This is a genomic window from Shigella sp. FC1661 (assembly GCF_001712525.1).
Taxonomy (GTDB): domain Bacteria; phylum Pseudomonadota; class Gammaproteobacteria; order Enterobacterales; family Enterobacteriaceae; genus Escherichia; species Escherichia coli.
On sequence record NZ_MDGW01000029.1, the window covers coordinates 1 to 12189 of the forward strand.

The window sequence follows — 12189 nt, forward strand, 5'->3', positions numbered from 1 at the left end:
TCTGAGTTTCCCGATTATCGAGAACAGTTCAGGGAGTCTGACATCAAGAGCGCGGTAGCCTTTTTTAATATTTCATTCTCCATTTCAATGCGTTGTAGCTTTTTCCTCAGCTTACGTATTTCGATTTGTTCTGGTGTTATCGGAGAGGCTTTTGGTGTTTTGCCCTGACGCTCATCACGCAGTTGTTTGACCCATCTTGTCATTGTGGAAAGGCCAACATCCATAGCTTTGGCGGCATCTGCCACCGTGTATTTCTGGTCAACAACCAGTTGAGCGGATTCGCGTTTAAACTCTGCGCTAAAATTTCTTTTTTTCATTGGAGCACCTGTGTTGTTCTGAGGTGAGCATATCACCTCTGTTCAGGTGGCCAAATTCAGTGTGCCACTTCACATAGACGTTGTCGCTATTAATGATCTCACTTCCCCAAAAATTCTCGCCTACCTGCTGAAACATGATTCAAACTACGGACCATTCCCCTAGAGCGTTGATTTTACGAAAGATTCACTTATCGTTGATGGGAAAAGTATCGCGGTTTACGCCGAAAAAGAGGCTAAAAATATTCCGTGGAAAGCGAAAGGTGCAGAAATCATTGTCGAATGTACTGGCTTTTATACCTCCGCCGAGAAATCGCAGGCGCATCTTGATGCTGGTGCGAAGAAGGTGTTGATTTCCGCCCCTGCCGGTGAAATGAAAACTATCGTTTATAACGTCAATGACGACACTCTGGATGGCAACGACACCATTGTTTCCGTGGCGTCATGCACCACTAACTGCCTTGCGCCGATGGCCAAAGCCTTGCATGACAGTTTCGGGATAGAAGTCGGCACGATGACGACCATTCATGCCTATACTGGCACCCAGTCACTGGTGGATGGCCCACGTGGTAAAGATTTACGTGCTTCACGCGCAGCGGCAGAAAATATCATTCCCCACACTACGGGGGCGGCAAAAGCCATTGGTCTGGAGATCCCGGAACTGAGCGGCAAACTGAAAGGTCATGCGCAACGCGTGCCGGTGAAAACAGGTTCGGTCACTGAACTGGTATCGATTCTCGGAAAAAAAGTGACTGCCGAAGAGGTGAATAACGCACTTAAACAAGCAACCACCAATAACGAGTCATTTGGTTATACCGATGAAGAAATAGTCTCTTCCGATATCATTGGCAGCCATTTCGGTTCGGTGTTTGATGCTACGCAAACGGAAATTACCGCCGTGGGCGATTTACAACTGGTGAAAACGGTCGCCTGGTACGATAACGAATATGGCTTCGTCACGCAGCTTATTCGCACCCTCGAAAAATTCGCTAAACTCTGACGCGTACAGGCGGAGGAAAAAACCTCCGCCTCTTTTACTCATTACGACTGTAAATAAACCACCTGGGTCTGCAGATATTCATGCAGGCCATGTTTACCATCTGCGCCGCCAATACCGGATTTACGCCATCCGGCGTGGAAGCCTTGCATAGCTTCGAAGTTTTCACGGTTGATGTAAGTTTCACCAAACTTCAGCCCTTTAATGGCTTTCATCGCGACGTTCAGATTTTGGGTATAGATTGATGAGGTCAGGCCGTAATCACTGTCATTAGCCATTGAGATAGCCTCTTCCAGCGTGTCAAATGCGACCACCGGCAGAACCGGGCCAAAGGTTTCCTCATGCATAATCGACATTTCTTGGCGAACATCCAGCAGCAATGTCGGCGGATAATAATATCCTTTCCCCTCTACCGCTTTGCCACCCAACGCCACTCTCGCCCCTTCTTCTACTGCGCGCGCCACTTTTTGCTCAACCCTTTCCAACGCCGCGGCGTTAATCAACAGCCCCATCGCAATGTCGTTGCGTTCAGCGGGGTTACCAAATTGAACCGCCTGCATCGCTTCACCCAGCCGATTGACGAACTGATCATAAATGCCTTTCTGTACATAAACACGTTCTGCACAGTTACACACTTGCCCACTATTAATGACGCGTGAATCAACGATGGCTTTGACTGCCAGTTCAAGATCGGCATCGTCCATTACGATAGCTGGTGCTTTACCCCCCAATTCCAGACACACTTTGGTGATGTTTTTCGCCGCAGTCGCCATGATCTTCTCACCTGCAGAGACGCTGCCTGTCATACTGACCATTGCGACCTTTGGGTTACCCGCCAGTTCTTGCCCAACGGTTTCACCACGCCCCAGTACAAGGTTAAACACGCCGCGCGGAAGGCCTATTTCATCGACGATTTTGGCGAATGCAATCGCATTGTTTGGCGTAAATTCACTAGGTTTAATGACGATGGTATTACCGGTCAAAAGAGCGGGAGCCATTTTGCGGGCAATGAGGAAGAACGGGAAGTTCCACGGCAGAATGCCGGTAGTCACACCAAGCGCACGTTTAAACAAAAGAATATTTTCTCCTGGACGATCGCTTTGAATAATCTCGCCCTCGTAACGCCGTGCCCACTCCGCCATGTAATCGATATAGTCGGCAGTAAAAGCCACTTCGACTTCAGCCAGCTGCTGGATCTTGCCCCCTTCTTCAACAATCAGCGCACTGATTTCACTGGCGCGTTCGCGGATCCCGGCGGAGATTTTGCGCAACCAACTGGCGCGTTCAATAGCAGGCAACGCTTCCCATTCTGGTTGTGCACGTTCTGCTGCATCGATTGCCTTACGGGCATCCTCGGCCTGACCATCGGGTATGCGGGAAATGACAGCCTCTGTAGCAGGGTTTACCACATCAATCCATGCGTCTCCACGCCAGGTAACAAACTGTCCATCGATATACATAGGATGTTGAACGGGTACTGACATGGGCGACTCCTGTGATTTATATGTTTGTTCTTGGTAAATACATTGTTAATTAACATCAATCATCATAGAGACGGCATCGTGAAAGGACAATTCTGTGAAGGGCTTCATAAAAACAAGTGTAAAAGGAATAAAAGGCAGAAATAAAAGTCAGGAGTCATGCCCGTTTGCAAACAAGTGGTTCACAAACGGGCAATTTTTAACGTAACGAGCGACTTTCCATCGCCTCGATGAGCACCGCATCGTGTTTAAGCGTTTGCCATGCATGGATGACTTCTGCCGGAAAATCAACGTGAACGATAAAATCTCGCCCGCGGGGACCGTAGCCATCGCTATCATCGCGTAAACGCGGCAGCTCGCCAGTGAGTAGTGAGAGATAACGCTCAACCGGCCATAATCCTTGTAACTGATTAATAAAGATTACACTGTCTGCGTTATTTCCTAACTGAGGAACGAATCCGGGATAACTTAACCAGCGTGGTGCATCGGGATTGTCCCCAGTCATACGGCGGAACGTCGCCATCGTGCGCCGCTGCATGGTGGGGTCCTGAACAACGATAGCCGTATGAACTCGTTCTACGGCCTGATTAAATAGCGCGATGCTAAAGCGTGCGTTTTCACCGCAGTTTGTTGACTGGTCTTCAATCCAGATTTTTTCATGCGGAATGTGCCAGAACTGATGAGCGATATCCGCCAGGATGGTCGCTTCTGCTCTGCCAGTGGTGCGGATAGTGTTGTAGTGCGGATGCTGTGCGATGACGCTATACAAAAAAGTTGTCGAGTGACCGATACCACCACTAATCAGTAAAGGAATTTGCTGATCGCGAGCAATCTTACATGCCGCGTCGATAGTCGGCATAACCGCATTGCCTGCAAGGATCACGCAATCGGCCTGATACGGCACCTCACCGGAGAAATCATCCTGCGCCAGCCACTGTCCGATAACATTTATGGCATCTATAGTTGCCGGCGAAAGCGTCGGAAACGGGGTAATGTTCATGGTTCCTCCTTATCGTTCCCTTAAGAATACTGCGTGAGATAATAGTGAGAAGCTGAGCACTCTGAAAGGAGGAAGTCGTATGTCCTTAACCGCCACTCCGCAAGCCTGACATATCTTTTAAGGAAATGCTGTAGATAAACATTATTCATCTTGCAGCAGAGAATTGTATTTTTCTGAATTCCTGAATTTTTACCCTTACCGTTTTAGAATTAATAAAAAACCCGGCGCTAAATGCTTACCGGGTTTTAGATTTATTAGGCAAATAGCAGGGTTAACCGCTAATCTGCTCCATCGCCTGCAAAATACGCTTATCTGAAATCGGATAAGGCGTACCAAGTTGTTGAGCGAAGTAACTAACGCGCAGCTCTTCTATCATCCAACGGATCTCTTTCACGTCTTCATCCTCACGACGTGCAGGCGGCAGTTTGTTGATCCATTGCTGCCACGCCTGCTGGACGTTTTCGACTTTCAGCATCTGTGCACGATCGCGATGTGGATCAACCGCCAGTTTTTCCAGTCGTTTTTCAATCGCCTGCAAATATCGCAGCGTGTCGCCCAGCCGTTTGAAGCCGTTACCAGTGACAAAACCGCGATATACCAACCCGCCCATCTGCGCTTTAATGTCAGAAAGCCCCAGTGCCATGGTCATATCCACCCGCCCTTTCAGACGTTTGTTGATATTGAACACTGCCGTAAGAATTTGCTCGACCTGCTTCGCAATATCTACCACCGTGTCGTTCAGTTCGGCACGCACTTTCTCATGCAGCGCAGCAAAGCCTTCTTCCGTCCAGACCGGGCCACCATTGGCGTCGATCAGTTGATCCACACCGCAGGAGATACAGTCGTCGATCAGCTCCAGCACTTTGCCATACGGGTTGAAGTACAGTCCCAGCTTGGCTTTGTTCGGTAACTTTTCATGTAAATACTTGATCGGCGAGGGAATATTTAGCAGCAGTAGACGGCGAAGACCATTCCACATTGCCTGTTTTTGCTCCAGCGGGTTATCAAACAGTTTGATCGCCACGCTGTCGCGTTCATCCACCAGCGCCGGCCACGCCTTCACTTTATAGTTGCCACGCTTCTGTTCGTAACTTTCCGGCAGCTGACCAAAACTCCAGATATGTAAGCCGCTCTGCTCGATACCGTCATCCGCCACCGCGGACAGCGTTTCCTGCACTTTGCCTTTCAGCGCATCTTTCAGATCTTGTAGCGAGCGCCCTTCTTTTAGCTTCTTGTTTTTGTCATCCACCACGCGGAAGGTGATTTTCAGGTGATCGGGCACCTGATCCCAGTGCCAGTCTTCGCGGTCAACGGTAACGCCGGTCATCCGCCGTAACTCGCGCTCAAGGCTGTCGAGCAACGGTAACTCCAGCGGTGTGACGCGGCCTAAAAACGCTTCGGCGTAGTTTGGTGCAGGCACAAAATTACGGCGTACCGGTTTCGGCAACGATTTAATCAGAGCAATCACCAATTCGCGGCGCAGACCGGGGATCTGCCATTCAAACCCGCTTTCCTCAACCTGGTTAAGTAACGGCAGCGGAATATGTACGGTCACACCGTCCGCGTCTGCGCCTGGCTCAAACTGATAGCTCAAACGCAGCTTGAGATTGCCCTGATGCCAGAAGTTCGGGTAATCCAGCTTGCTGATTTTTTCCGCCCCTTCTTTGATCAACATGCTCTTTTCAAAGTTGAGCAAATCAGGCGTTTCGCGGCTGACTTTTTTCCACCAGCTATCGAAGTGACGAGCGGAGATTACATCGTGGCTGATGCGCTGGTCGTAGAACTCAAACAGCGTTTCGTCATCAACCAGAATATCGCGGCGACGTGATTTGTGTTCCAGCTCTTCCACTTCGGCCCGCAGTTTCAGGTTTTCACGGAAGAATGCGTGACGCGTCTGCCAGTCACCTTCCACCAGCGCATGGCGAATAAAGAGTTCACGACATAACGCCGGATCGATCTGGCTGTAGTTGACCTTGCGCGCTGCAACAATCGGCAAACCATAAACAGTGACTTTTTCCGTTGCCATCACCGCGCCCTGCGCCCGTTCCCAGTGCGGTTCGCTGTAGGTACGTTTAATCAAATGCTGAGCGACAGGCTCCACCCATTCCGGGTCGATACGCGCAGCAATGCGCCCCCACAGGCGGCTGGTTTCTACCAGTTCCGCCACCATTACCCATTTCGGCGGTTTTTTGAATAAACCAGAACCGGGGAAGATGGAGAAACGCGCGTTACGTGCGCCGGTATATTCTTGTTTATCGGCATCTTTCATGCGATATGGGAAAGTAAACCCGTCAGCAACGCAATGTGAATTTCGCGATACTCCGCCGGTTCGCTGTTAACCGGAATGCCAAGTTCTTTCACCACCTGACGCAACTGGGTGTAGATATCCTGCCATTCGCGCACGCGCAGATAGTTGAGATAATCGGTACGACACAGGCGACGGAAGGCGTTTGAAGAAAGCGCCTTTTGCTGCTCGCCAAGATAATTCCACAGATTTACAAACGCGAGGAAGTCGGATTCTTTGTCGTGGAAGCGACGATGTTTTTCGTCCGATGCCTGCTGTTTGTCCATCGGCCGCTCACGCGGGTCCTGAATGGAGAGCGCGGACGTGATAATCATCGCCTCACGCACGCAGCCATGTTTCTGCGCTTCCAGCACCATACGCGCCAGACGAGGATCGACCGGCAGTTGCGAGAGCTGGCGACCGAGCGGCGTCAGTTTATAGGCGCTGGCCTGTTCATCCGTGGTGATCGCGCCCAGTTCTTCGAGCAGACGCACGCCATCCTGGATATTGCGTTTATCCGGTGCTTCGACAAACGGGAACGCAGCGATATCGCCCAGCCCCAGCGCGGTCATCTGCAAAATAACCGAGGCCAGGTTGGTACGCAGAATCTCCGGATCGGTAAACTCCGGGCGCGAGAGGAAATCGTCTTCGGAATAGAGACGAATACAGATCCCTTCGGACACACGACCACAACGGCCTTTACGCTGATTGGCAGACGCCTGTGAAATGGGTTCAATCGGCAAACGCTGCACTTTGGTGCGATAGCTGTAGCGGCTGATACGCGCCGTACCGGGGTCGATAACGTATTTAATCCCCGGTACAGTCAGCGAGGTTTCCGCGACGTTGGTCGCCAGCACAATGCGTCGCCCGCTGTGCGACTGGAACACGCGGTTCTGTTCGCTATTCGAAAGCCGCGCATAAAGCGGCAAGATTTCGGTATGGCGTAAGTTCAGCTTGTTCAGCGCATCGGCGGTATCGCGAATTTCCCGCTCGCCGCTCATAAAGATCAGAATGTCGCCAGGGCTTTCCTGGCTCAGTTCGTCTACGGCGTCAAAAATCGCCTGCAACTGATCGCGCTCGGTGTCATCGGCTTCTTCAACAATCGGGCGATAGCGCACTTCCACCGGATAGGTCCGACCGGAGACTTCGATAATCGGCGCATTATTAAAGTGGCGAGAAAAGCGTTCCGGGTCGATAGTCGCGGAAGTGATAATGATTTTTAGGTCAGGACGCCGCGGCAGCAACTCTTTCAAATAGCCGAGCAGAAAATCGATATTCAGGCTGCGTTCGTGTGCTTCGTCAATAATGATGGTGTCGTACTGCATCAGCAGGCGGTCTTGCTGGATCTCCGCCAGCAGGATACCGTCGGTCATCAGCTTGACCATCGTGTTATCACTTACGTGATCGCTGAAACGCACTTTGTAACCGATGCAACCGCCTGGCTCCGTTTTCAGCTCTTCCGCAATACGGTTCGCCACCGTTCTTGCCGCCAGACGACGCGGCTGGGTATGGCCGATCAGTCCTTTAATCCCGCGCCCCAGCTCCATACAGATTTTCGGTAGCTGGGTCGTTTTACCGGAACCGGTTTCCCCGGCGACGATCACCACCTGGTGATCACGAATCGCTTCGAGAATATCCTGTTTTTTCTGACTAACTGGCAAATTGTCCGGATAAGTGATTTCCGGTCGTGCCGCTTCACGCAGCAGGACTTTCCCTGCCGCCTGGTCAATCTCTTTCGCCATCTCCTGGAAAATGTCCTGTTGTGCATCAGGATTTTTAACCTTCTTAACACCATGCAGACGGCGAGAAAAACGCAGTCTGTCGCGCAGCATCAACGAATCCAGCCGCTGCTGCAAAGCAGTAAAGGTCAATTTTTGTTGTTCTGTCATAACGTTAGTGGGCAGTAGTCTGCCTGATTAATTTTCTTTTAAATGATAGATATAGAGTACCACATCGCGGCTTTCTATGCGTTGTTCAATAAATTCGAACATAGGCTTCGATTTATTGCGCTATCTCTGTGGCAGGATTGTGAATAAAGTGTCAGCAAGCAACGGGGCATCGCCAATTCAAACATCTATAAGGAAACACCATGAGCAAGGTATTAGTTCTTAAATCCAGCATCCTGGCAGGGTACTCTCAGTCTAATCAGTTGTCCGATTATTTTGTTGAACAATGGCGCGAAAAGCACTCCGCTGATGAAATCACCGTTCGCGACCTGGCTGCAAATCCGATTCCGGTACTGGATGGCGAACTGGTTGGCGCTCTGCGTCCGAGCGATGCGCCGCTGACTCCGCGTCAGCAGGAAGCTCTGGCGCTTTCCGATGAGCTGATTGCCGAGCTGAAAGCCCACGACGTTATCGTTATTGCGGCACCGATGTATAACTTCAACATCTCAACTCAGTTGAAAAACTATTTTGACCTGGTTGCACGCGCAGGCGTTACTTTCCGCTATACCGAGAACGGTCCGGAAGGTCTGGTAACGGGTAAAAAAGCCATCGTTATTACCAGCCGCGGTGGGATCCACAAAGATGGACCAACGGACCTGGTGACGCCGTATCTGTCCACGTTCCTCGGCTTTATCGGCATTACCGATGTGAAATTTGTCTTCGCCGAAGGGATCGCATACGGTCCGGAAATGGCAGCGAAAGCGCAGTCTGACGCGAAAGCGGCCATCGACAGCATTGTTGCTGCATAACCGGACACGATCTTGATGTGGACTGTAGTTCAGTCCACATCTCAATCCACTTACCTGTTTTCCCATAATTTCAGCATCGCTTTGTGATCTTCCTTAAGCACAATATGCGAACGTCTGGCTCGAATATAACTAATCGCTTCATCAACGGTTTTACAGTGTCCGTAACATAACAACCATGCCGCCACTACCAGCGCACTGCGCGATAATCCCAACGCGCAATGGACCAGAACGCTGCCTTGCTCTTCGCGTAATGTTTCCAGCATCGCCACGGCCTGTCGGAGCTCCCCCTCTTCCGGAACCACCAGATCCAGCATCGGTACACAGAAATAGAGTCGATCTTTTGTCGCTCGTCCCCGAGGGAATTCAAAGGTGACGTCCAGAACCGCATTCTGTGCCGGAATATGTCGTGGAAACTCCCCTAAATAAACACCAGCAGTAATTTTGCTCACCGGCTCCAGGCGACGACAAAACCAACGCATAGACAGCCACATCCCGATGCGCCAGGGCAATGTCAGCCAGTAAACGGCGGGCGGGAGTTTCCCCTGACTATCTTTCCCTGTTGTTATCGCGCCAAGCCCACCGTACCCACGGCCAATAATGAGTAGCGATAATACTGGCCAACATAACCAGACTGACCACCATAACTGAATCATCACCATTAGCTCCATCAACACAATGCACGAGCCCGCGCCTACGACATATGGCAGTGCTATTTTGATTCGACGTTGATCAGGTTTCTGATAATTCCAACGACGATCGACGGGCACCATCCAGTCAATCAACATACCTACCGCCAGCCCTGTGATGACATCAATAAAATGATGCTGCCAGGTCGTCAGAGTAGAAATAGCGATGAGTAAAAACCATCCGCCACAGACTTTACGCCACCTCTCAGCCAGATGCTGACGAAAGTGACGCCAAAGTAGCCAGCAGAGAATAATATGCAGCGAAGGAGACTGGTTATAAGGCAGATCAAACAGTTCAAGTTGCGAAAATAGCCATCCCGTCACCCCACTCACTTCAGGACGGATAAAACTAAACTTCAGCGGATAGAGCAAAAAACCGCAGCAGGCCATTACCGTTGCCAGAATAAGCCGGTGGACAAGTCGGCGCTGTTCGAATGTCGTGCTACAAACGAACAGCGAAAATCCATATAAAAGATCCAGACTCCAGTAAGGAACAATAGTCCAGGGAAGAAAAGGGATCGCCGTTTCCCAACCGAATACCTGACTGGGGATATCATGGCTGTTAAGGTCCTGAACCGCGGTGAACTGATTAAGAGATCCATAGGTGAAGAAAAAAAACGGGGCCAGCAACAATAACCAGCCAGCGCCTTGTAGCAATACGTTCCGACGTTCAGTTATCACGACGCACCGCCATCGAAACCGTAAAAATACCCCACTCATCAATCCGTTGTGTGCATTTATCAAATCCGGCATCACGCACGAGTGAATCCATCTCCCCTTGCGAACGCACGCGCATTACCCACGGTTTACCATCTTTATGACTGGTTAACACCCCGGCAATCATCTCCAGTTGAGGGTGCCACGGCTGCCCGGTGTAGATGAGAATGCCGACCGGTTCGATGGCATTGGCAAGACCTGCGAGTGAGTTTTTTACCTGCTCATTTTCGGGAAAAAGCTCATACAGTCCAGAGACAATTGCCAGCGTAGGCCGCGGAGTTAACGCGCTGAGTTCCTCCGGGTTAAACGCATCGCCCTGTTCAAAACGCACCCGCCCAGACATTCCCCGTTGGGCAATCATCTCTTGCCCCTGTGCAACATTTAACTCGCTGTAATCACGTAACAAAATATCGCTTACGGCAGGCTCGTTTGCCAGCGCATCCAGTACATAGCGCCCATGCCCTGCGGCAATGTCAACCACGCGGACGGCTAAACCTTTGGCGTGGAGATCGGCAACGGCTTGTTTAATCAGTATTTGTAAATGGGTTTTGCGCTGGCGAATACCGCGCCAGCCAACACTGTTCAGGTAGATTTTGTCGATTAAGCGCCCGAATGCGTTACTACCTTGCGGTTGATTTTGATAGACATAATCCAGCGAACTGCCTGAATCAAAGCCGGTGCTCATTCCGAGATGCAGGCCCGCAGAGTGCGTCCCGAACAATTTCATCGCCTTTCGCATAAAGCGATACGCTAAATCAACCGGCGATAATGGCACGGGTCCACCAGAAAGTAGCCGCCATTGATCCGCTGATGGTCCTGTGCAGTCTTCATGCTGATAATCAAATTTTTGCGATTTGTTAGCATATAAACGACTAATAAAGCTTTGCATTTTTTCAAATGCCAGCGCCCTGTTCTCTTCACCCAACGTGTCGTGATAAAAGCCTGGCAGCAGATGCAGCTCTTTCAGAGGGCTACGTAATCTCTGATAAAAATCAATCTGCGGTTGGCGATGCACCACATAGTCATCGCCTGATATCAGAAGTTGCGTGGGGAGCGTAATCGCCGCCGCATCTTTAATAATACGTTCAGACGTTTTATAGAGATCGAGCAAGATATTGACGGCAATCGCCCGTGTGATCAGCGGATCATTATTGAAACTCGCCACCCGTTGCCGATCGTGGGTCAAATAGCGTCCTTTCACATAGGAATTAATAAAAAACAGACCACGCAGACGATGCCATAACGCCAGCGCAGGACGTGCCAGCGGCACATACAATTTAACCTTAAAGGCCGGAGAAGCCAGCACCAGCCCGCGAATTGCAGGCGCATAATCATGAACCTATGTGGCAACCAGCACTGCGCCGACGCTTTGCGCGATCACAACCACCTCTTCCAGTCCAACCTAGCTGTCGCTGGCAGCAAAACGGACAAATTCATCGACATCCTGCACTGAACGCGCAAGAGATGGGCTATAACCACGCGGCCCCGAAGTTTTTCCATGCCCCCGGGCATCCCATGCATAAAAAGCAGTATCTGGCATCGCCAGTTCATCAACGATATGTTGTAGACGACCAGAATGTTCATGGCCACGATGAAATAAGACAATGACCTTTTTCGCCCCTGGCTGGGTAATGACTCCAACTTACTGATAGTGTTTTATGTTCAGATAATGCCCGATGACCTTGTCATGCAGCTCCACCGATTTTGAGAACGACAGTGACTTCCGTCCCAGCCTTGCCAGATGTTGTCTCAGATTCAGATTATGTCGCTCAATGCGCTGAGTGTAACGCTTGCTGATAACGTGCAGCTTTCCCTTCAGGCGTGATTCATACAGCGGCCAGCCATCCGTCATCCATACCACGACCTCAAAGGCCGACAGCAGGCTCAGAAGACGCTCCAGTGTGGCCAGAGTGCGTTCACCGAAGACGTGCGCCACAACCCTCCTCCGTATCCTGTCATACGCGTAAAACAGCCAGCGCTGACGTGATTTAGCACCGACGTAGCCCCACTGTTCG

Annotated in this window: 4 protein-coding genes and 5 pseudogenes; 2 read left to right on the top strand and 7 right to left on the bottom strand. The window is 50.7% G+C overall.

Annotated features, from left to right (window positions below; genetic code table 11):
• Positions 1 to 317: pseudogene (locus BFF42_RS02395) on the bottom strand (transposase); the annotation flags it as partial.
• 73 nt (positions 318 to 390) lie between these two features.
• On the opposite strand from BFF42_RS02395, the pseudogene gap reads away from it, so the two are divergent.
• A pseudogene (gene gap / locus BFF42_RS02400) lies at positions 391 to 1314 on the top strand (type I glyceraldehyde-3-phosphate dehydrogenase); the annotation flags it as partial.
• A gap of 41 nt (positions 1315 to 1355) precedes the next feature.
• Here gap and aldA read toward each other — a convergent pair.
• The 3 genes and pseudogenes from aldA to hrpA form a co-directional block, all read right to left on the bottom strand.
• Complete coding sequence (gene aldA / locus BFF42_RS02405; protein ID WP_000115942.1) at positions 1356 to 2795, bottom strand: aldehyde dehydrogenase; 1440 nt, start codon at positions 2793 to 2795, stop codon at positions 1356 to 1358.
• A 196-nt stretch (positions 2796 to 2991) separates the two neighbouring features.
• Positions 2992 to 3792, bottom strand: coding sequence for a DUF218 domain-containing protein YdcF (gene ydcF / locus BFF42_RS02410; RefSeq protein WP_001027951.1), 801 nt, complete (start codon positions 3790 to 3792; stop codon positions 2992 to 2994).
• Positions 3793 to 4063: 271 nt separating this feature from the next.
• Positions 4064 to 7965, bottom strand: a pseudogene (gene hrpA, locus BFF42_RS02415) (ATP-dependent RNA helicase HrpA).
• A gap of 200 nt (positions 7966 to 8165) precedes the next feature.
• Between hrpA and azoR the strand changes: the two are divergent.
• Positions 8166 to 8771, top strand: coding sequence for an FMN-dependent NADH-azoreductase (gene azoR / locus BFF42_RS02420; protein ID WP_000048948.1), 606 nt, complete (start codon positions 8166 to 8168; stop codon positions 8769 to 8771).
• 50 nt (positions 8772 to 8821) lie between these two features.
• On the opposite strand, the gene BFF42_RS02425 is transcribed toward azoR, so the two are convergent.
• The 3 genes and pseudogenes from BFF42_RS02425 to BFF42_RS02435 form a co-directional block, all read right to left on the bottom strand.
• The gene (locus tag BFF42_RS02425; RefSeq protein ID WP_000627383.1) at positions 8822 to 10138 is read right to left on the bottom strand and encodes a phosphatase PAP2/dual specificity phosphatase family protein; all 1317 of its coding nucleotides are present in this window, start codon (positions 10136 to 10138) and stop codon (positions 8822 to 8824) included.
• Positions 10128 to 11801 (bottom strand): annotated as a pseudogene (locus BFF42_RS02430) (bifunctional alpha/beta hydrolase/class I SAM-dependent methyltransferase); the annotation flags it as partial. The gene BFF42_RS02425 and the pseudogene BFF42_RS02430, both read right to left, overlap by 11 nt.
• 15 nt (positions 11802 to 11816) lie before the next feature.
• Positions 11817 to 12189, bottom strand: a pseudogene (locus tag BFF42_RS02435) (IS1-like element IS1X2 family transposase); the annotation flags it as partial.

Bases quoted from the DNA above. Each gene is read 5' to 3' on its own strand.
- aldA (WP_000115942.1), bottom strand. From the start codon at position 2,795: ATGTCAGTACCCGTTCAACATCCTATGTATATCGATGGACAGTTTGTT.
- ydcF (WP_001027951.1), bottom strand. From the start codon at position 3,792: ATGAACATTACCCCGTTTCCGACGCTTTCGCCGGCAACTATAGATGCC.
- azoR (WP_000048948.1), top strand. From the start codon at position 8,166: ATGAGCAAGGTATTAGTTCTTAAATCCAGCATCCTGGCAGGGTACTCT.